Below are 23,120 nucleotides of genomic sequence, written 5' to 3'. Positions count from 1 at the left end.
TCTCTATTTATTATTAACAGGATTAGAAATCAACTCATATACTTTATCTATCCAAGGTAAACTTTCACATGTTCTCTCATAATCAACAATGACTAATTTTATATTTTGATCGTTAGTGATTTTTAATTTTTGTACTAACTCGTCGATTCTTTCGCTTTCAGACTTATCATTTACTACATCAACAATTATTAGTGTTTTATTATCTCTATCTACCAAGGACCTTATTACCCCATTAATATGCTCATCATCTGGATTGAAACCAAATCCTATAGAACAAATAGCATCTGATGATTTCAATTTATTATAGTATTCTACATATTTAATCGACATATCAATGGATGTCATTGGCTTTGTTCCGCTCTGAGTAAAAATAAGAGGGACAGCAAAATGTTTATAAGATTTAAAATCTTCATATGATATTATGGTATTCATATAAGGATCATAATAGTCATTGATACTTCCATTTAAATATATTAATTTATCGTTAAATTCCTTTAACTTTTCACCAATTAAAGAATTTACATAGTTTGAAGTAGCAATTGTGCTCACAGTAAATCTATTTTGTGAAGCTAAATCATCATAATATCCTGTTTTATCTTTATCGTATGGACATTCATTAGCAATATACTCTCGCACTGAATGTAAGAAAACTGAAATCTTGCAAAATTTTGCCCATTCTGTTGACGGAAAATATAAATAATGCCAGTAACTATCAATAACAGATTTGTAATCAAGTACATCAGCGTATATCTTTTCAATTAGTTCAAATCCAAATTCTACAATCCAATGCATATCCTTAATTTTGACCTTTGAAAGTAGTTCTAACCCCTTAACACCGGCCGAATGATAATTTATTGACAGACTGCTACCTAAATCATCAAATATATCCAAATTCATTTCATCTTTTGAAAAAATATTCTCTTGAATATTCCTTGATAATTTTTCACTTAATGCACCAATATGCAATTGAAAAATAGACTTTATTATTTCACCTAAAGATTCTTTATCAGAATCACTAAATCCAGTGTATTCATTATAGTAAACAAGAAGTAATGCAAAATAACGACTGTTAAACAAAGAATTCCCCTCCGAAAACCATTCATTATAAGAAAGAAGATGTCTAATATTTATATCACTAAAATTCTTGTTTAAATCATCTGAAACTTTTTGTCTATAGGTAACATGAGTATTATTTATAATAGATTCAGCAACTCTGTCTAATCCATTAATTCTAGCAACAATATATGATCTATTATTAGTAATAGTATCACTTATAATATGATTAAATACACTTTCACCAAATGAACCAATATTTTTCGTCTCAAAATCCTCTGGAAGCCAAGAAGTTGCATAATTAGAACCCAGGTCTATTCTAGATCTATTTTTCTTAAACTCTTCTTTAGCTAAAGAAGTATCTCTTCTAAAAATATCCAACGCAAATTTTCCACCATTTGGCATATCATATGACAGTTCTGCCCCTGCTCCAAATAAAAAACCAACTTTCATTAATTCTCCTTTTGTTCTTTTTGTTATAATATTATTTTCTTGATTCAGTATTTATAAAATCAAATTTCACATCTTTCCAGTCTTCTTGCCAACAACTATAAAAATTTACATCATCAGACTTCGGTGTTGGATTCGCATCGTTCATTCTTGCAATCATAGGTAATGTAAATGCATCCCCTACTAACAATGCTTCTCTCTGCTCCAGATTTGCAATTTCATCGCCAAAACTAATCGAAGCTTCAGGTAATAAACTTTTTACAAAACCTTGATCTTCTGGATTGCTCAGTCGCATCACTATAAAATTATTGCATTGAGAAAACACTGTGCTAGATAGTTCAGATGGTCTTTGACTAACAATCATTGCTGATAGGCCATACTTTCGTCCTTCTTTTGCTATCCGCTCAACTGACAGCCTAGAATTGCTATATCTAGCTGAATTATTTCTTGGAATATATTTGTGGGCTTCTTCAAACACAACCATATAGGGAGTATCATTTTCATTTTTAATTTTAGTTTTGAGAAATGCAAAATCAAATAAAATTCTAGAAACAACAGAAACGATAATTGATACAATCTCGAAGGGAACTGTACTTAAGTCAATTACAGTTACATTGTTTTTTTTAGAGTATCCTATCATTCTTTTTATTTCTTCTATATACATATTAAAACTATTTGAGCCTTCTTCAAACTCTGATTCCTGTAAAATAAAAGAAAGACGTTTATCCTTTAACTTAGTATCAATTCTAGAAATAAAACGTTCGAACTCACCTGTAAAGCCTCCAGCTTTAGCCACTTTTTGATTGAACACTTTGTGTTTTGAATTTCCTGTTGAAGTTTCAAAATTCAAGGCTTCCCAAAAGTGATTTATTTCCGACGATACAAGTTTTTCGTCTTTACCTTTTACATTTAATACAGCTAAATACTCCTCACCATCCTCAACATAATGTGTTTCTTTGTTTTTATTGTAAAGATAATTTCTTACTTCGTTAATACTAAAATACACAGGTGAATTATAATCGATATTATCTAATTCAGAGTTATACTTAATCTTATTTTGAGTAACTGCAAATTTAAACTGAGAAATTTGATTATATGCGTTTAAATCTGACGATTCAATAAACAAATCCTCTAATTCATCAGATGTCATCAACCAATAAGGAATTTTCAGACTATTATCCTGAAGAGCTAAATGATTTGAGTTAGGAAAAGCTTTTTTATACTCACCATGAATATCAAAAATCAAAACATGAGTATTATTCTTTTTTTCAATTTCGACGTTCAATGTTTGAATAACAGTTGCAACAGCACAAGATTTTCCTGATCCAGTAGAACCAACAATGGCCAGATGTTTCGAAAATAACTTATCTCCATCACACTTTATACCAATATTAGAATATAAATTATGTTTTGCAAATTCTAGTATATTATCTTTGGAATCCTGCATTTTCTCCATAGAATATATTTTCTCTAATTCTTCCATGGAAGCAACACTAACTCCATTAGGTGGAATACTAATATCATTTATACCTTTTTTGAATGTACCATCTTGTAATCTTCCAATAGGTTGTGTATTTATTATAAAATTGCCTTCATATACGTTATCGGATAATTTAGAGACATCATCATCAAACTTTTCAATCATTTTAAAACTTTTGACAATACACAGAATATTATTATTATTACCGTCTTCAATTTTTAAAACAGAACCAATTTTTATTGATTCTTCACTATTCTCTTCTTTCCATTTTTTAAAATCAACAATCTCAATTTGAACTAAATTAGGTTCAAAACTTTTAACCCTTAATTGATTATCCTTGTTATTATAATCCTCTGACATATTCAATCTCCTGAAAAAATTTGTAAAATAACTGTATTGTTTACATTATTAGGAATTAAAAATTCCCTATTTGGAATAGATAAACTGTTACGGATAACTAAATTATCCAAATAAAATACAACCTGATTACTTAAAATCGTTCTTATTTCATTCTGATTTTCTATAAATGTATCTTTTGAAATCAACCGAAAATTAAAATTTGAAATAGCGTTAATCTTCTTGCGACTTGCACTTAGTTCTACTGTATTACTTTGCTTGAATTTTTTTATAAAAAACTTGATGTCCTCAAAACCGTCATTATAAAACATCTCAAGATTTCTTTTTTCAATTTCAGATATTAATTTTAGTTTTAGACCATCTATGTTTTCAACAACAAAGAGGGGCGTTCTATTATCAGCATTTTTGCCTTGATATACAAAATTTTGTGCTAAACCTATTATCAAATCAACAGTATTATGATCATTAGGCATAACAAATATATGGTCTGAATTATTTTTTTTAATTCCTAATAACTTTAATTCACGTCTGAAATAATTCAAAAATTCTTTTTCTTCTTTAATTCTAGCTAACGTCACTAAATCAATTATTTTGTTTGTTTGTTTAAGAATATCTATAAACTTACGACCGGTTGTTTTCCTATCACACTCTTTATCATTGCGGGCTAAATCATTAATCTTTTTATATGCGAGAGGATAGATTGATAATCTAACAGTTTGTTCATCTAAATTCATCAGCTCTGAAATTTTATGAATTACTTTTTCTTCTAAAATATCAAATTTATCAGTGACACAGATTGAAAAAAGTTGAATAAAGAGTTTCAATTTTTCATCGTCTTTATATGCATCTTCCAAGTCCTCTTCTTTATACCCTTCTCCTGTCTTAAGAGTTAATATTTCTTTTAAGTTATTGATATCTAACGTATATTGTCTGTCATTCCCATGAATAAATAATTTATATTTAAAATTATTCCCACCACATTTTAAATAATGGTTCAGCATTAATATTACAGGCTTTGAGATTAAAGAGTTAGTAATATTCTTTCCTGCATGATATTTATATTGATTTAAATATCTATCATCAGCATTAATAATATCTAAATCTTCTATTCCCTCAATAATACACTCACTTTCCATATTGCTTTCTAAAATATGCAAAATCGTAATTAGAAATTGATAACTATAACCTGTTATAGAGCTTTCTGCACTTCTATCTGACATCTTTGTCTCTCCTTACTCAATTGTCCTCTATCTCCCAACTCTCAACGGCTCAATCACTTCTTCGATCAGTTGGGTATAGGCTTCTTTGATTTGTTTTTTATAGAGGAGTGGGTTGAGGGCATCTGTCACCTCAACTTTATAGTCCTTGTAGCGCTGGCTCTTGGTCAGTTGACTTTCTCCTAGTTGTTTTTTCGCTCCCTTGCGATAGTGATGAACATAGTAGCGGAGTTCATCTTCACCCACATACCAGATCTTACTAAAGTCTTGGATATGCTGCTGGATGACTGCTTCAATCATCTGGTCAAGAATATTGGCGATGGATTGACCTCTATAGCGGTCGGGATTTGCCTGTACTTCTTGCCAAAGCTCTGAGATGATCTGTGCCAGATTTGGATTGGTCTTCTCCAGACTTTGGATATAGTTATCCACTGCTTCTCTATCCTGTGCGCTGAGACTCTTTTCCTGACTTTTCTCTTGATCGAGCAGGCTTTGGATCAAGGTCAGGATATAGGCGTAGTTAATCTCATCTACTTGGATAGACTCTAGTTCATAATGGATATCAAGTGGTTCGCCATCGTCGTTATCATCTTCAATTCGACTTTTCAACTCTGCTAGGATATTTTGATAAAAACCAAGATAAACTTCCAAGTCTTCTGTACTGAGTCCCGTTTGGGCGTAGATTTCGTCCTCATCATACTCTTTATACACTCGGATAGAAGCTAGGTACTTATCAAATCCTTGATAGGCCTTGGCGATTTTTCTCAACTGAGGCGTAGAGATTTGTTCCAGTTGGAATCCTTCGACGGGATCATCTGTGATGAGATTTTGGAAGTCGCTACAACTTCTCAAAAAGTTTCTCTTTTCCTCTTCCCAGCTAGGTGCTAGTACATCATTTTCTCCACCATTTGAGTAGAGTTTGAGGGCATTATCGACTGCTTCCTTAAAGGCTAGAGGCTTTTGGAAGGTGATGATATGGCCATAGTTCTTACTAGAATCAAAGATACGATTGGTTCGACTAAAAGCCTGAATCAAGTCCTGCGGTTGCATGGGCTTTCTGTCGATAAAGAGAGTCGATAGACAAGGCGCATCAAATCCTGTTAAGAGACGATTGACCACGATAACTAAGTCCAACTGTTCATTGCGATAGAGATACTTATCTTGTTTTCTTGCTAAGCGGTTATTGACATCGGTATTGAAGCCACGAAGATCCGCCATGATAAAGTGAGTATCAAACTCTTGGTTATAGTCCTCTAAGACCTGCTTCATGTGGTCTTGGTTGGCTCTTGAGTCTTCTTCATTCTCCGTAACGGAGTAGGTGATAGTCGCCTTTGGAAAGTCAGGAAGGACCATCTTGACTCTCTCAGATACCTTGACTCGTGTCTGTCCAGCCTTGACTCTTTTGAGAAGGTCATAGTAGGCTTGGGCTTGAGGGATAGACTTGACAGTCAGGATAGCATTGTAGGTATTGCCCACTCCTTTTTGGAAGCCTAGTTGTTGGCGTGATTTATTGATAATAGCACCCAAGACTTCCAGCATGTGTTCCTCATTCTCATAGACGGTATCAGGTATTTCATTTTCAGCCTGGTCTGTGATGAGGGTATTGCGATAATCTACCTTAAAGCCTAGGACAGCTCCGTCATGGATGGCTTCCTTGACTGTATACTCATGGAGACGGTCTCCATACTGTTGCTGGGTGGTTTGGGCTAGATCGCCGACCTGCTGGCGTTTATTTTCCTTAAAGATTGGCGTGCCTGTAAATCCATACCAGAGGGACTGAGGGAAAAAGGCTTTAATGTCCTTTTGTGTTTGTGGTGTCACGGCACGGTGGCATTCATCCACGACAAAGGCCACTCGGAGTCCCTTGATTTTGTCTGCATCTCGTTGGTAAAGACCTTGGTCAAACTTGCGCATCATGGTAGTGATTTTCTGGATAGTTGTCACCACGACTCGCTTATCATTACTTCCTAAGCGCTTGACCAAATCATGGGTATTGTCCGTCTCATCGATATCGATGACATCATTGGTCGCATAAGAGAGAAAAGATGAAGTGGTCTGTTGGTCCAAGTCCCTGCGGTCAACGACAAAAATCGTCTTTTGGATAGATGGGATTTGAAGGAGGTTTCTCGCTACCTTATAAGAGGTCAAGGTCTTCCCTGAACCTGTCGTATGCCAAACATAACCTGATGCTTGCTGGCGAGAGGCTTCCTGCACTGCTTCGATAGCATGGATCTGGTAGGGGCGCAAGAGGATGAGAGATTTCTTGCTATCATCAATGACAGAATACTGCATGACCATCTGATGGGCACGAGGAATCGAAAGGACTTCATGAGCAAAACTGGTCAGATTTGTCACAGGATGATTGTCTTTATCCACCCACTTGGTTAGAAATTGCTTGTTAAGTTTATTTTCACGAGCTGCAGCGATATAGCGAGTATCTACTTTGTTAGTCACAACAAACATCTGCAAGCTAGAGTAGATACCACGGAATTTCCCTTCACAGTCATATTTTTTAATCTGATGAAAGGCATCGATAAAGGCTGCTTGGGAACTCTTGAGCTCGATTTGAATCATGGGTAAGCCGTTGATGAGAAGAGTAACATCCAGTCTACGGTCTTGGTCCAGAGGATTTACTTTTTCTCGTTGGACTTGATTGACAACTTCGTAGCTAGATTTTCCTGCTGCGATATTGTCACGCCAAATGACCGACAAACGGATGGTACCTAGACTTGCATCTTCTCTTTGAACTTCGACTTTGGCAATGCCGTTTTCACCGACCAACCACTTGGCAGCATCATAGTAGCTGACAAAGTTGAGTTGGTTCTGAATCTGGCGTTTTTCCTGCTCAGTCAAGGGATGGTCTGCTAGCAGAGCAACGTTGTTTTGGGCTATTTTCTCAAAGAAATTGTCCCATAGTTGTTCTTCTGTTTTTAAGTCTTCTCTATAAGTCCATTGGCTTTCACCAGTTACCAGCTGGTTTATCAGTTGTTTTTCTATTTCCAGTTCTGGTTTTACCTGCATCTATATTTCTCCTTCAGAGGTTGACATTCTAGTTATTATTATATCATATTCCAAGTGAAATAAACTTCTTCTCCCTCCCTACTTCAAAGCACTTTTGACCTTCTTCTTGGTGAGGAGGCGGTCATTTTTATTGGCTAGGGATTTGAGTCGGGCTTCGAGTAAGACTTTTCTACCCGCTTCGTTACGGGTGTAGACCAGCTGATAATCACCTAGCTGAGGTGCGACGGAGTCCAGAAAGAGCTGAGCTTCTTCCTTGCGCTTTTCAAAGAGGCTAGGAACTACAAAATACTTGTATTGACCTGCTGGTGCTTTTTGAGCTACTAACAGGTAACGTTGATTGTCCACGGGAGCAAAGAATTCACCCAAGGTCTGAGAAAAGAGTTCCTTATCTCTCATACTGCCCCCCTTAAGATAGGCAAAAATGCTATAACTTTCCTTATCTTCCTCTACCTGCACGCGCGACTGGTCATCGGACAAATGCCCCATCTTTAGCATGGCATTACGAATACCTTCACCCGCCTGCCGTAGGCGTACATAAGGACTCTTGTAAAAGAAATAGCGAATCACGGTGTAGGCTAGAAAGAGGATACTCAGTCCAAACAACCAGCGAATACTAGTTCCACGGACCCTAAAGATATAAAAGAGGAGATTGAGGGCCGTTAGCATAAAGGAATAACGGAGCCATTTTTCAGCATCAACAAGAGTGAGCAGAGGGATCTGCTTGCGATCTGTTGCTACCTCATTGACAATCTCTAGCTTATCCGCAACTACCAACGCCTCCTGCCATTTTTTGCGAAGGGTGGTACGGTCCTTGGACAATTCCTTGATTTTCTGATTATAGGCTTGAATCTTATTTTTCTTAAAGGGTGGTTTAGGGAAGTTCAAGCGATCCAGACCTGTCTCGATGGTATCCTCCTTATAGGATAAACCTAGAAAATGCTCCATACGACGAATTAGACTCAGTAAATCTTGATAGGGATTATCCTTCTCTACTTCCTCTTCATTTTCCTTTTCCCGCAAGAAAAAATTTTTTGTATAGGGTTTGATAGCGACCAGGTGCCAGATATTGCTGGTCTTATCTGGATGCCCTGGCCAGATACGGATAGCACGGCCCCGCATTTGATTGCTGAGCATAAAGCTTCCGACAAAACTTCCTAAGATGAGAGAGTTGACGCAAGGCGCATCCCATCCTTCTCCCAAGAGAGACTTAGTGCCGACCAAGACCTGGATGGCACCCCTCTGAAAGAGTTCAGTTACAGCCCCTACCATACCTTTACAGGTTGAGGGGAAACCTACCTGAAGATAGGCATCTGGATCTAGTTGACCAATAGCTGAGAAGGTCAAAGCGACTGTTGGCAAGAGTGCTTGGAGTTCCTCCCTAACACTAGTTGGCACGATAACCACACTTCCCGAAAGCACTGCTAGGGGAACAGAAATCCCCTGTTTCTGAGCACTGTGGCGGATAGTTTCAAAGTATGGGAGTACACCTAATTGCGTGATTGGTGCTTGGTTATCTCCCAGATAACTAGCAAAATCCTTGCGGATATAGTCCGCCAAGACTAACTGTCTCAAGTCCTGACCTAGACTAGCATACTCGGTTTCAAAGATAGATGCGATGCCAGCCAGTTTTCCTAGAGATTGATTGAGGATTTGGTCATTGGCCTTGGATTTGACCAAGAAGACCTGACGTTTTTCAATCAATCCTCTTGATTTCAATTCAGCTTCTATCTTTTTATTTGTCTCCTGTGGATCCTCATACCAGTCGGGTGTCTGATAGAGAAGGCCTTGCAAGAGGACTTCGAGCCAGTAGTAATTGAGGGCAGGCAAGCCTTCAGCACCTAATAAATCTCGTAGATGCTTGGGAATTTCCAGCTTTTGAGCCTGAAGATAAATGAGGAGGGCTGAAAGATACTTGGGATCTTCGAGGAGCATATCCGCAGAGATTTCCCCTTTGAGAACCTTGGAACTCTTAATCAACTCTTGAAAATCAGGATCAACCACTAGTTGGCTGACATACTGCCACTTGGTATCCTCAAATTCTTCCAGTTTCTTGTCTTCTTCCTTGGTCGGAAAACAGATATAGACAAAGTCCTGGTGAGGGCAGAGGGTGTCTTCCTTGACTAGTTCTGGCACCGTGATTTCTTGGTCGATCTCACCACACATCTGGAGATAGCGATCCCAGAGTTCTGGCTCACTGTCATAAGGCGGTGTTGCAGTGAGAGAGATAACTTGCAGTTGTTGGTAATTTTTACGGAAGTCTTCTAGGCTTTTCCACCATTCATTTCTCAAATGATGGCATTCGTCCAGACAGAGGGTTTCAACGCCCTTTTCCTTGAGGCTGGCAATTAGGTCAAATCCGACAAAGTCCTCAACCTCTCCATTATCTTCTTGCGATTGTACTTGTTGCATGGCACTGTGAAAGGCTTGGTAGGTGGCGATGGTGATTTGCTTCATGTCCTTGAGATTTTGAGACACGAGACTTGTGATCTGGTCCTCATCCTCTAAAAAGGCCTGGCGAATCCTATCTACCCATTGTTCCCGAATGGTAACCGTCGGTACCAAAACGAGGGCAGGCTTATCAAAGCGAGCAATCAACTCAATCCCAATGGTTGTTTTACCAGAACCTGGTGCTGCCACCAAGTGGACATGGCCATCTGCCTGGTATTCTTGGAAGTTATCCAAGACCTGTTTTTGGTAGTTGCGCCAAGTGCCATTAAACTTCAATCCTAACATGATTTTCCTCATTCTAAGCTGTCATTTTCTTATTCCCATTTTACCATACTTGAGACTAAGTCACACGAAGTTTCCCATGTAGTCTTTCTCCTTAAAATATGGTATAGTAGAATCATACTACACAAGAGGAGTTTACATGTCACACGATAAAGAAATGAAAGCTGTTTCTCCCCTTCTACAGCAAGCAATTAATATTTCTTCCATCATCGGTGGAGTTGGTACTTTGATTTTCTGTATCTGGGCCTATCAGGCTGGAGTCTTGCATTCTAAGGAAACCCTATCTGCCTTTATCCAACAGGCTGGTATCTGGGGGCCACCACTCTTTATCTTTTTACAGATTTTGCAGACGGTTGTTCCTATCATTCCTGGTGCTCTGACATCCGTTGCCGGTGTCTTTATCTACGGGCATATCGTGGGGACGATTTACAACTATATTGGTATTGTTATTGGTTGCGCCATTATCTTTTACTTGGTGCGTCTCTACGGAGCCCCCTTTGTTCAGTCTGTCGTCAGTAAGCGCACCTATGATAAGTACATTGGCTGGTTGGATAAGGGCAATCGTTTTGACCGTTTCTTTATTTTTATGATGATTTGGCCAGTTAGTCCAGCAGACTTTCTCTGTATGCTGGCAGCTCTGACCAAAATGAGCTTCAAGCGTTACATGACTATTATCGTCTTGACCAAGCCTTTTACCCTCGTGGTTTATACTTATGGCTTGACCTATATCATTGACTTCTTTTGGCAAAGACTTTAATACTCTTCGAAAATCTCTTCAAACACGTCAGCTTCGCCTTGCCGTACTCAAGTACAGCCTGTAGCTCGCTTCCTAGTTTGCTCTTTGATTTTCATTGAGTATAAAATTACAAAAAAGAATGAGGCCGGGACAAAATCCCGACCTCTTTTTGTATGAGTAATGAGCCTTTGATAGGGGAACTGATTGTAGCATTTCTGAGCCTTCTATACTCCATAAAACTCTGTTAATAATTATTTTTACTCTACATAACTTTCAACACTTCACTGTATGCTTAAGGACTCGCAAACTCATCATCTTTTCGCTTTTTAAACTCTCTTTTTCAATAGATAGGAAACCAGACAAGAAGTAACAATCATCCATACTCCTAGAATGATAAAGGTCATTCGACCATTCGTTGTTACTAAGCCAATTCCTGAAAGAACAAAGGGTGTTAATGACGCACCAAAACTACATCCCAAAACTGCAAAGGAAGTTGCTTTATTGAGAAGCTTGGCAGGTATTTTCTCAGAAACCAACTGAAAGACGGTTGTGAGAGCGATGCTATAGGCAAAACCTCCCAAGACTGAGCCTGCCACAACTAGACAAAGAGAAGGGGCTAGAGCAATCATAATCTGACCCACACCAAAGGTAATCCCTGCTACCAATAAGAGTTTTTCTCTAAAGGCTGAGATTAGGAAGGAAAAGCTAAGTCCCGCTAAAATCCCGATCAACTGCATGGCACTTAAGACTAGACTAGAAAGCTGAGCATCTCCAAATCCTGCCTCAATCATAAGGCTTGGAATACGGAAGGTTATGGCTGTATTGGTACATACAATAACCGATGCAGCAATAGCCAAATAAAAGATGAGCCACTTCATAGTTGGAGTTAGGCGCTCAAGCTCTTCATGTTTATGCTTAGAAACTTTCCCTTCTTCTTTATCGTAGGGAACAAAAAGGAGGAATAAAGCTAGAACAACTAATCCAGCAGCATAAGCTAAAAAACTGGCAGTCCAGCCAAAGGACAAAAGTTGCCCAACCGCCAAGGTTAAGATAGAGGCACCTACTACCTCGGCAGAACCACGAAAGCCAAGCATCTGGATACGAGTTTTACCATGGTATCGTTCACTGATGATTGAGATAGCCTTGGCGTTCAGCATCCCAACACCCAGTCCAAAAAGAAGACGAGTGACAAAGACAAAGTAGTAATCTTGATACCAGAAAGGTGCAGTTCCACTGATTGAAAGGATCAAAAGTCCCAAGGTTAATTGGAGACGCTCAGGAAAAATGCGTTCCAAAACTCCGTTCAATAAGAGCATGGCCATAATTCCAAAGGAAGGGAGACTAACCAAAAGCTCGACTTGACCTGTCGAATAACCCTGGTAATAGTCAAACATAGCAGGGAGGGCACTCGAGATTGAAAACGATGTGATCAATACTAACGACAGAGAGAGCACGCTCGCCTTTTCTAAAAATTGTTTCATCTTATCCTCATATTTCATTCATTTTAGCTAGAAAGAGCTCGTGATTGCTTGTATCGCTTGATGAAAGTGTCTATTCACTACTTCTATCATCGGATTGCCAGCTTCTTTCGTCAGCTCTTATGTCAAAAAGGTCCTTTCTTATCATACACTGTTTCCCAAAAATTGGCAAGCAACTTGTAGGCAAGTTCAAAACAAAAAAGCAGGACAATCTGACTCTCCGAGTACTCGATTGCATCCCACTTTTATGTGTTTTATCAATAATAATTGTCTTAGATTTTCAAGAATCGACGCATTGAGATTCCTGATCCAAGTGAACCAATACAGATTCCGATAACAAACAAGAGACCAACCATCAAAGGAATAAAGGTATCTGGTGTAATCAGAGATAGGTTTTGTCCAACCAATGATGGGTTAACAGATTGGTAGACACGGTTATAGATAAGATAAACCATGATAGATGGAAGGGTTGCTCCCAATAGTCCAATGAAGGCACCTTCCAGCAAGAATGGGCCACGGATGTAGCCGTTCTTGGCACCAACCAAACGCATGATTTGGATTTCACGACTACGTGAAATGATGGTAATACGGATGGTATTTGAAATCAAGAAGACTGCGATGAAAATCAAGAGTCCTGCAATGACCAATCCCCATACACGGATGAAGGACGCCAACTTGAAGAGACGCTCCGTATTGGCACCACCGTCTTGAACCTCAGAAACTCCTTCGATTTTCTTAGCTTCTTCAGCGACTGGTTTCACATCACTTGGTGAATTGGTATCGACAATGTAGGCATCATGAAGGGGATTGGCATCACCTTCAAAAACCTTCCACTCGTCACCCATGGTTTCAGTCAGCTTTTCATATTGCTCTTCTTTACTTGAGAAGGTTACATTTTTAACTGATGGCAAAGCCTTAAGGGCATCATAGACCTTGTGGTAATCATTGTTAGTGACTGTCTGGCCTTCTTTAACAATGGTTTCGCTATTGTCTTCAACATCTTTACGAACATAAACCATGACGCGGACGTTGTTTTCAATATCCGTCGCCAATTTTGCAGTATTAAAGATAACTGAGGCAAAAATAGCAACCAAGGTCAAGGTAATCATGACCGAACTGACAGCAGCAATGGTCATCCATCCATTACGCTTTAAACTCTTTAAAGCTTCTAATAGATGGCGGAAAAATCTACTAATCATCGTATCCGTACTCTCCTTTCGCTTCGTCACGAACCACGCGACCATTCTCGATGGCAATGACGCGGTGGCGCAAGGTATTTACGATTTGACTGTTATGGGTTGCCATCAAAACTGTGGTTCCTTGAAGATTAATACGTTCCAAGAGGTTCATAATTTCCCATGAGTTATCTGGGTCCAAGTTACCTGTTGGCTCGTCCGCAATCAAGACCTTAGGATTGTTTACGATAGCACGCGCAATGGCGATACGTTGTTGCTCACCACCTGACAATTCATTAGGGAATGAACGAACCTTGTGTTTCAAACCAACAAGATCCAAGACTTCCATAACACGTTTTTTGATATTACGACGGCTTTCACCGACAACCTCCATTGCGTAAGCAATGTTCTCATAAACAGTTTTCTTTGGCAAAAGTTTGTAATCCTGAAAGACAACTCCAACACTACGACGAAGGAGCGGAATATCTTTCTTTTTAATCTTCACAAGATTAAAACCTGCAACCTGCAAGCTTCCTTTTTCTACTTTAACCTCACGATACAAGGCACGGATAAAGGTTGACTTACCTGCACCTGAAGGACCTACAATATAGGCAAACTCTCCTGGTTCAATACTCACAGAGACGCCACGTAGGGCTGTTGTCCCGTTGTCATACTTTTTGACAACATCTCTCATTTCAATGATCGACATGTGACTTCCTTTCTATTAACTAATACGCCATTTCAGATAGGCATCGATGAAGCCGTCTAAGTCTCCATCCATAACCTTATCTACTTGCGCAACTTCAAAGCTGGTACGGTGGTCTTTGACCATGGTATAAGGGGTAAATACATAGGAGCGGATTTGGCTACCCCATGTGATTTCTTTCTTATCCCCCTTAAGGGCATCTACCTCAGCAGCTTTCTTTTCCTGCTCCATCTGATAGAGTTTCGCCTGAAGCATCTTCATAGCACGGTCACGGTTTCCGTACTGAGTACGGTCGACGGTTGATGCTACGACGATCCCTGTCGGAATGTGAGTCAAGCGGACACCTGTTGAAACCTTGTTGACGTTTTGTCCACCTGCTCCACCCGATCGGAAAGTATCCATCTTGATATCATCTTCTCGGATGTCAACTTCAATAGTATCATCCAACTCTGGCATAACTTCTACAGAAGTAAAGGAGGTGTGACGACGCTTAGCTGAGTCAAATGGTGAGATACGTACCAAACGGTGAACTCCCATTTCTGACTTGAGAAGTCCATAAGCATTTGGCCCTTCAAAAGACAAGGTCACCGACTTAATTCCTGCTTCATCACCAGCTTGATAGTCCAAGACTTCAACCTTGAAGCCTTTAGCATTTCCGTAACGAGTGTACATACGAAGGAGCATATCTCCCCAGTCTTGGGCTTCTGTTCCTCCAGATCCTGGGTGAATCTCTAAAATAGCATTATTATGATCATAAGGCTCTGACAAGAGCAGAGTCATCTCATAGCTAGTCATCATCTGATCTAGCTCAGCTAGCTTCTCAACCAACTCATCCTTGACAGACTCATCCTCTGCTAAAAAGTCTAGTAAGATTTCAACCTCATCCTGCAACTCTTCCATGGTATGGAAGGTATCGTAGGTATTTTTAAGTTCATTTAATTCTTGCGACGTTTTTTGGGCCGCAATATTATCGTTCCAAAAATCAGGTTCTGTCATTTTGTTTTCCAAAATGGCAATTTCTTCTTCTAACCCTTCGAGGTCAAAGAGACCCCCTAAAAGAAGCTAATTTTTCACGATTGGCGTCAATTTTCTGACGGATTTCTGAAATGTCCATATATACTCCTTTTTTGTATCGTTTTATTATACCATAATTTTTCTTATTTATCTAATCGGTGTTTTTTAAAATTTCTTATCAAAATATTTCGATTTGAAGACTAAGAGAATGTTTTCAACAATTTAGGGGTAAAGAATCAAAAAACATCCCAAAGCTGATCAATATTCTCATCCTAAAAACATTGATAAATTCTTTGAGATGTATATAAATACTATTTCATGAGAAAGCTAGGTAGTTACTGAAATACTAGCACATAGGGAACTTTCTCAAAGACTTAGTATGAGGTAGAAAGCACTTATTCTTTATCTGCCTTCAAAGTCGAAGTTTCTTGGGCATCTGCTGATTTTTCTTCCTTATCTACCGGCTTATCAGAATCCTTCTTAGGATCTTCTTGATTTCCCTGAACTTCTTCCTCTTTTACAGGATTTAAGCTCCAAATACCATCTTGATTGACCTTGTAGCCATCAGGTGTTGTTCCATTTCTTAGAAGTGAACCATCTGCTTGGAAATAGTACCAGTTGCCATTCAACTGTTTCCAACCAGTCTCCATTGCGCCGCTAGTATTGAGATAATAACGAGAGCCATCAATCTCTTGAAGACCTGTTAGCATGATGCCTTCCTTGTCTAGATAGTACCATGTGTCCTTATCTTTGAACCAGCCTGTCTTCATAGCTCCGCTAGTTGCAAAGTAGTAGTAATGATTATCAAGCCATTTCCAACCGATTTGCATGGCTCCACTTGCATTTAGATAATAGCGAGTTCCTTCGATTTCTTGAAGGCCAGTTTGCATGATACCTTCTTTATCTAGATAATACCAAAGATCGTTTTCTTTGAGCCAGCCTGTCTTCATTGCTCCACTACTTGTGAAGTAACTATAATGATTATCAAACCATTTCCAACCTGTTTGCATAGCCCCACTTGCATTTAGATAATAGCGAGCACCTTCAATTTCTTGTAGGCCAGTTTGCATGATACCTTCTTTATCTAGATAGTACCAAAGACCCTTATCTTTGAGCCAACCTGTCTTCATTGCTCCACTACTTGTGAAGTAGCTATAATGATTGTCAAACCATTTCCAGCCAGTTTGCATAGCCCCACTTGCATTTAGATAATAGCGAGTACCTTCGATCTCTTGGAGCCCAGTTAGCATAACACCTTCTTTATCCAAGTAATACCAAGTATCTTTATCCTTGATCCAACCTGTTTTCATCGCTCCGGAACTTGCAAAATAGTTCCAATGCCCTTCAATCAAGGCCCAACCTGTTTGCATAACTCCCTTATTATCAAAGTAGTAGGTTACTCCATTGATTTCTTTTTTACCAACTATTTGTTTTCCTTCTTCATCAAAGTAGTACCAGTTCGATTCAATTTTTTGCCATCCAGAGCCTGTCTCATCTGACTGTAATGCCCCACTACTTGCAAAGAACATTTTCTTACCATTAAAGACTTGTGAGCCAGTAAGCATTTTACCATCTTTATCAAATAGGTACTTTTTGCCACCTATTTCAGCTAGTTCATTGTAAAGTCTTGCACCTGTAGAGCTGATATAGTACCAAGAACCATCTTGCTTAAACCAGCCCTCATACTGCATCTTACCATTGCTATTGAGGTAATACCAGTTGCCTTCCAATTTTTCCCTGCTATCATTCAAATGAATCCATTTGTTTGCCTGCATTTGACCTTTACCGTTAAAGAAATAATAGATATTATCTATCGTTCGCCACCCAATGGCCATTTCATTATCAGTCAAACGATATTTCCAGTAACCATCTTCTTGATACCATCCTTCAGATACTGTAGGAATATCTGGGAAAGAATCAGAAACATTTGTAAAACCAGAATCAGCAATATTAAATACCGTTGCATCCTTAGTTAGACTAGATGCATGGACCACTTGAACATTCTTCTGTTTTAGATAATCTCTTGTTGATGCCAGATTTGCATCATAAGAAGATGTATGCACAACCATACTAGGTGAAAGTGACTCTAAAAAAGGAATGGTATTTGAAATTTGAGCATCATAATGATGATTCCATTTCATCATGTCTACTTTGCCAATTTCTGGACCTAATCTATTCTCAGCACCTTCAGCATTATCTAAGTCACCACCAAGATATATCTTCTTCCCTGCAACGGATACTACTGCAACCAAGGAATTCGAATTATCATCGTAAACTCTCTTTAATTTGCCATCTGGACCATACTCATTCTTATAATTATAGAGTTGGATATCCATATCACCCAATTTGAAACGACTATCTTCTTCCTTAATATCTTGAACAATAGTTACTCCTTTTTCACGAGCAGCATTGAGTGCATTATCATAATTAAAAAGGTTATCCCACAAACGCCATTTACTGGTAATTCTCTCATCAGTATATTTTTTTAAATAAAGTTTTCCGACTGGATAACGTTTTAGAATTTCATCCGCGCCACCTATATGGTCACTATGTACATGAGTTCCTAAGATAAAATCAAAATTCTGAATACCCAGTTGATTTAAATGGCGAAATAGCCTATCTTCTAAAACGAGCTCATTTTGTCTTGAAATACCTACTCTACTTGGATAATGTGGATCCGTTCCATCTGGAAAATCATAATCTTCTCCCATATCGATTAGGGCATAATGTCCATTACTCTCCAATAGAATGGCATCACTTCCTGAAGCTCCCTTGGTATTGATAAAGTGAATACGATTTCCAGAACCTGCCGAGTAAGATTGACTTCCTTAACTTTTTCAAATCTATCACTTCTTTCCTTAAAACTTCTCTAGTGTCCATTCACAAATAGACTTTGTGATTTGTTTATAAGTGTACTTAGCTTATTTCCTTAACACAACTCGGGCTAATTTTGCATCACCTTGTTTATAGATTGGATTTTCTTTCCAGTTATAGTTGGTATTCGGAGTTTCAAAATCAGCTCCATACAAATGACTGATATAGTCTCTTGTATTCTCTGGAATTTTCACATCTACGCCCTTAAAGTTTGCGACTTGTAATTGACTGAATGGTAATTCGTAATGATAGACCTCATGACGAGTTGGTACTCCCAAAGCATTAATCATAAAGAAAATCGTATCGGAGGAGATTGTTTTCCCTTTTTTATCATAAACAATAAGATCGATATTCAAACCTTTAAAGCTATAAGAAAGTTCTACCAATTGCTCATTATAGTAAAATTCTTTGGTTCTTGAAAAACCTCTATCCAAGAGATATTGTTCATCCGCTACAAAGCGTTGATAATCTGGGATAATGATGCCAAAATCCATATCCAAGTCATGGCTAATAAAATCATTTTCTCGATAGTAGCCTAATAGGGTCCCGAAATCCAACCAGATATCATAATCTTTTAAAGGAGAACTATAAATAGTTTGAAGAATTTCTTCAAAGTTGTCTTTTAACAACTCACTTCTTTTGGAGTCCAATTCAACGTTCGCTTTGTCATTGAGACTCTTAATGATTGGTAAGTTTTTGATGAGGTCTTTCTTGTCCCCTAAAAGACTTGCCAAGCTTCTTTTTAACCATTGTAACACGTCTTACACCTCTTTTATATAAGCGATAAAATTATCATGTTTCACTCGTTTTTCAACTGGTGGAATTTCCATAAAATCATCACCGTAGATAGCTGATAAGATTTGATGGGAAGCCTCAGGGATTTTGTATGTTCTATCTTCGAATGGACTATCCATTACTTTATCAAGCAGCGTCTTCTCAAATTTTGTAGAAGTTCTCTTATTTTCCATCAAATAATCAATAGAATCATTATCATTAGCCTGCATTGAGAGAAGGTTCATTTTTTTATTCCAAGTTTTAACTCTTGTTAAACGGAAAACAAGAACCAATAGATATCTGATAATATTCTTCAATCCAGCATTTTTACTATGAATACCATAGAGAGTATATACAGAAAGTCTGCGATAGGTATCTAGTTTAACCATCTCTTTATTGACATCAGCGTAATAATCAAATGGGAATACATCCACACAAATTCCTAAATCGATATCATTTTCAATATAGTTATTCTCATAAACTGTACGTGCATCATATACTCGATAAAATGGATAAGGATAACGAGCATCATTTTCCCAAGATGCTACTTTGTAGATAGGGTCATTGTCCCTTAGAACTGCTTGATATAGCTTGTCATACTCATCACGTTTCAATGAGATATCAATATCATCATCCCAAGGGATGTAGCCCTTATGGCGAACGGCTCCTAGTAGGGTTCCGTAAGCCAAAGAATAATTAATATTCTCTTTTTCACAGAGATTATGGATATAATCCATAACTCCTAATTCTATTTCTTTAATCTCTTCTTCATTTAGCTGTCTATATCCATCTCTCTTTTTAGAAATAACTGAGAAATAATAGCCTGAGATTATAAACAGAATACATCCTAACAATGAAATACCATAGAGAGTTGAACTCAAAAACAAATTAGAAATTAAGATAACAACCGTCATAAGTAGACCAGAAACAAGCTCATCATCTGTTATCTTATCCTTTTTATCTTTTAGGAATTTTTTGATGCTTGCCCAGATGAATGAAATCATAAAGGCAGCGAAAGGTAGGAAACCAAGTATCCCATTATAGAAAAGTAGTTCTAAATATCCATTATGAGTCAAGTAATGCTCTTTAATGATATATGCACTTGCATCATAAGTTTTCCCTAACTCATACCAGTTACCTGCTGAGTAACCAAATAGAGGTCTCTTTGGAATAAACGAGGCTGTCGATTGCCAAATTGCAAAGCGGTTATTGGAAATATTTTCTTCGCTGGTATCAGTTCGCTCTAAAGTCAAATTATTGCTTTCACCTTTTTCTTTATTGAGCTGAATTTCTGCAGAGTGAGCTTTCAAATACAGATCACTACTGTACTTGACACCATTATAAGATAAAAATACTAGTCCAACTGTTAACAATACAGCGACAAAAGATTTTAGCTTGTTACGGAATTCAAATTTCACCAAAGAATATAGAAAAGCGGCCACAACCAAACAGATGTAGGTCGTTCTTGAACCAGATAAAACGATATAGGCGAAATTAAGAAGAATGGATGAAATAGCTAAGGTTTTAACTAGTTTACTGAAGAAAGTTAGTCTCATCCCTAAGTAAATAATAATAATTAAGGAGATAATCGATAAATAGTTAGGACTTGCTAAAATACCAAATAAACGGGATTCAACAAATCCTTGACGAATTAACAAGCCTTTATAGTCGAAAACTCTGTAACCAATCAACATTAAGAATTGAACAAGAGAAATGAAAACTCCCACAGTATTAGCTACAGTAATCACTGAGAAGAATAAGTTAAACAAAAGTCGAGATTTTTCTTTACTAAAGCTTTGAAAAATTGGATAAATAGCAAAGAAATAGATAAAGAATACTACTAAGTTCTTGATATTCGTTGAAAAGCCATACTTAATCACCAGTAAACTTGTGATTATATTCATGGCAAAAAAGAGGATTAGATACTCAATTTTTCTCACAAATAAATAAGCTTTTTTTACAAAGAAATTATACAAACCTAGTAAAACTCCCATCAGAGTCATACCTAAGGTAACAAATTTATTTGCAGAGATGAATTGAAGGGGGACAATGAGTCCCGCCATACAATAAAAAGATATGACTGATAAAAATACCAGATTAATTTTAAAATAGTTTTTCTCAATAATAGAAATCATTTTCTCTCCTAACGGTTATGTTGACCAAGTAAAATCTGTGTGTAGAGCTTTCTGCTGAATAGTAGAGCTAGGAAACTTATTTTTCTAGCATTGGTAAATCTAGCATCTCTTAAAATATTCACTCTATTCTGTTTTAGATAGTGTATCAATTTATCTTCCAGTTGTTTATCTTTAAAATCAGAATCAATCAACAATCTATCCAATACATAGAAATAAGCCCAATTTAAACGCATCGTTGCAACATCAGCGATTGCGGGATAGTGCTCTCTTATTATATTCGTATTTTGCTCATAAGCCTCAATCACATTTAAAAATTTTAATGAGAATTTTTGTGTAGTAATACTGTTTTCACGATGGACATAATAATACTTTTTCTCATTGGTTGCAACAACCTTCTGGCACTGATCCAATAAACGAATCATAATAAAAGCATCTTCAGCAATTTTTCCAACTTCAAATCTAAGATGATTAAAGAGTTCTTTTTTATATAATTTATTAACAGCAGTCACAGACAAAATCTTTGCTTCCATGACCATTTTTATGGCTTCTTCTGAAGAAAGTTCCCAAGTTTTAATCTCTGAGACTTGTTTTTCAGGTATTTGATGATAAACATCATAATGTCCACACATAGAGAGATCTGCATTTGCCTCTCTTAAATGACGGTAGAGAGTCTCGTACATATCTTCGTCAATATAATCATCGCTATCAATAAAGCCAATTAAATCTGAACTTGCTTCATCAATTCCTCTATTTCGAGCATCAGACAAACCACCATTTTCCTTATGAATAACCCGAATTCGTCGATCTATCAGCGCAAGTTGATCACATAGTTCACCACTCTTATCAGTCGAACCGTCATTGACAAGCAGCAATTCAAAATTGGTATAAGTCTGCTTTAAAATCGATTCTACACAGCGTTCCAAATAAGCTTCTACATTATAGACAGGAACAATGATACTAATTTTTTCTTCCATCATGCTCCATATTCTCCCTTATATTCTCTATAACTCTTATCCATATCTGCTATAAGGGCATCATGGTGAGGGACTTGCTTATCAGCTGGAGGCGGTGTCATATAGTCACCAAAAGCTGTGCTAAGATAAGCATCATAACCAACCGGAATAGGCATTTCTGTTCCTTCGAAAGGTAGGAAGATGTTGTCTTCAAAGGCCTGAATTGGATACTTTTTCTTCATGTATCCTGGCCCTGAACATAATTCTGTAATGCCATCACTTTCGGCTGGTCCATACTTGGTCATTTCTTTTTCAGCCTTTTTCCAGATACGATAGCGAAGCGATTTAGGAGTCAACCCTAGTAAAATGGTACTACCCCACTTCATGAGAGCTCCATGCTTTTCTGGGATGGTTTGTGCACAAAATAGGGAATAAATGAGAGCCCAGCGGACTTGTTTTTTTCGCTCAGTTGGATTTTTGGGATAATAGTCCAAGGGAAGAACATCCAAAGCCAAGCCGTGGGGAAGATCCAAATCTTGTTGATAAGGCTTGATACAAGTCGTTTCCTTATCACGGATTGTGATGAAAAGGTTGCGATCTACATAGTCTTTGTGACTCTTTGACAAGAAATAACGCTCATCCGCCAATTGAGGCCAAAGCTCTGCTAATTTTTCATAGTCCTTACGAGGCATAAAGAAATCTAAATCATCATCCCAAGGAATGAAACCCTTGTTTCGTAAGGCTCCAATGGCTCCACCACCACATAGATAACAGAGCAAGTCATGTTTTTTACAAAATGCAACAAAATACTCAGCCATTTCTAGGCTACGAGTTTGAATTGCCTTTAAATCACTCATCTATTTTTCATCCTCTTCTATAGAATACATCATTTTATTATACCACAAAAATGGCTTATAAATCCAACCAACTATGTGAAAAATCAAAGCCCAAGGCATCCGTTTTTTCA

At 37.7% G+C, this 23,120-nt stretch carries 15 protein-coding genes; 1 reads left to right on the top strand and 14 read right to left on the bottom strand.

What is annotated here, in order from left to right; all coding sequences use genetic code 11:
* Positions 1 to 3: 3 nt before the first annotated feature.
* From AXE83_RS03545 to AXE83_RS03525, 5 genes are all read right to left on the bottom strand, one after another.
* Positions 4 to 1,506, bottom strand: a complete 1,503-nt coding sequence (locus tag AXE83_RS03545) for a hypothetical protein (protein WP_190279320.1) — start codon at positions 1,504 to 1,506, stop codon at positions 4 to 6.
* A gap of 31 nt (positions 1,507 to 1,537) precedes the next feature.
* A complete protein-coding gene (locus AXE83_RS03540; protein WP_060955465.1) occupies positions 1,538 to 3,343 on the bottom strand; it encodes an ATP-binding protein in 1,806 nt (601 codons plus the stop codon).
* A 2-nt stretch (positions 3,344 to 3,345) separates the two neighbouring features.
* Positions 3,346 to 4,560, bottom strand: a complete 1,215-nt coding sequence (locus AXE83_RS03535; protein WP_060955464.1) for a hypothetical protein — start codon at positions 4,558 to 4,560, stop codon at positions 3,346 to 3,348.
* Positions 4,561 to 4,587: 27 nt separating this feature from the next.
* Positions 4,588 to 7,578 carry a type I restriction endonuclease subunit R gene (locus AXE83_RS03530; RefSeq protein ID WP_060955463.1) on the bottom strand — a complete coding sequence of 997 codons (2,991 nt, stop codon included), beginning with the start codon at positions 7,576 to 7,578 and terminating at the stop codon, positions 4,588 to 4,590.
* A 78-nt stretch (positions 7,579 to 7,656) separates the two neighbouring features.
* Positions 7,657 to 10,311, bottom strand: a complete 2,655-nt coding sequence (locus AXE83_RS03525) for a DEAD/DEAH box helicase family protein (protein WP_060955462.1) — start codon at positions 10,309 to 10,311, stop codon at positions 7,657 to 7,659.
* A 136-nt stretch (positions 10,312 to 10,447) separates the two neighbouring features.
* Here AXE83_RS03525 and AXE83_RS03520 point away from each other — a divergent pair, with 136 nt between their 5' ends.
* Positions 10,448 to 11,065 carry a TVP38/TMEM64 family protein gene (locus AXE83_RS03520; protein WP_060955461.1) on the top strand — a complete coding sequence of 206 codons (618 nt, stop codon included), beginning with the start codon at positions 10,448 to 10,450 and terminating at the stop codon, positions 11,063 to 11,065.
* Positions 11,066 to 11,370: 305 nt separating this feature from the next.
* Here AXE83_RS03520 and AXE83_RS03515 read toward each other — a convergent pair whose 3' ends face one another.
* The 9 genes from AXE83_RS03515 to AXE83_RS03475 form a co-directional block, all read right to left on the bottom strand.
* A complete protein-coding gene (locus AXE83_RS03515) occupies positions 11,371 to 12,525 on the bottom strand; it encodes an MFS transporter (RefSeq protein WP_060955460.1) in 1,155 nt (384 codons plus the stop codon).
* A gap of 269 nt (positions 12,526 to 12,794) precedes the next feature.
* The gene (ftsX, locus tag AXE83_RS03510) at positions 12,795 to 13,721 is read right to left on the bottom strand and encodes a permease-like cell division protein FtsX (protein ID WP_060955459.1); all 927 of its coding nucleotides are present in this window, start codon (positions 13,719 to 13,721) and stop codon (positions 12,795 to 12,797) included.
* Entirely contained in the window at positions 13,714 to 14,406 is a 693-nt protein-coding gene (gene ftsE, locus AXE83_RS03505) for a cell division ATP-binding protein FtsE (protein WP_060955458.1), read from the bottom strand. Before ftsE ends, ftsX begins: the two co-directional genes overlap by 8 nt.
* Positions 14,407 to 14,421: 15 nt before the next feature.
* Positions 14,422 to 15,517 (bottom strand): peptide chain release factor 2 gene (prfB, locus tag AXE83_RS03500; RefSeq protein WP_150114517.1). Its coding sequence is split into 2 segments (ribosomal slippage): positions 14,422 to 15,444 and positions 15,446 to 15,517, totalling 1,095 coding nucleotides; the frame shifts between segments, so codons are not numbered across the junction.
* 295 nt (positions 15,518 to 15,812) lie between these two features.
* Entirely contained in the window at positions 15,813 to 18,128 is a 2,316-nt protein-coding gene (locus AXE83_RS03495) for an MBL fold metallo-hydrolase (protein ID WP_237370553.1), read from the bottom strand.
* A gap of 210 nt (positions 18,129 to 18,338) precedes the next feature.
* On the bottom strand, positions 18,339 to 19,049 hold the full coding sequence (locus AXE83_RS03490; RefSeq protein WP_060955456.1) for a LicD family protein: 711 nt from the start codon (positions 19,047 to 19,049) through the stop codon (positions 18,339 to 18,341).
* A gap of 3 nt (positions 19,050 to 19,052) precedes the next feature.
* Complete coding sequence (locus AXE83_RS03485) at positions 19,053 to 21,200, bottom strand: LicD family protein (RefSeq protein WP_060955455.1); 2,148 nt, start codon at positions 21,198 to 21,200, stop codon at positions 19,053 to 19,055.
* A gap of 8 nt (positions 21,201 to 21,208) precedes the next feature.
* Positions 21,209 to 22,177 (bottom strand): glycosyltransferase family 2 protein, encoded by a 969-nt coding sequence (locus AXE83_RS03480; RefSeq protein WP_190279319.1) that lies wholly within the window; start codon positions 22,175 to 22,177, stop codon positions 21,209 to 21,211.
* Positions 22,174 to 23,010 (bottom strand): LicD family protein, encoded by an 837-nt coding sequence (locus AXE83_RS03475; protein WP_060955453.1) that lies wholly within the window; start codon positions 23,008 to 23,010, stop codon positions 22,174 to 22,176. The genes AXE83_RS03480 and AXE83_RS03475 overlap by 4 nt, the downstream gene beginning before the upstream one ends.
* Between the last annotated feature and the right edge of the window lie 110 nt (positions 23,011 to 23,120).

Source organism: Streptococcus sp. oral taxon 431 (assembly GCF_001553685.1).
GTDB lineage: Bacteria > Bacillota > Bacilli > Lactobacillales > Streptococcaceae > Streptococcus.
This window is presented reverse-complemented; position numbering and strand designations above follow the sequence as displayed.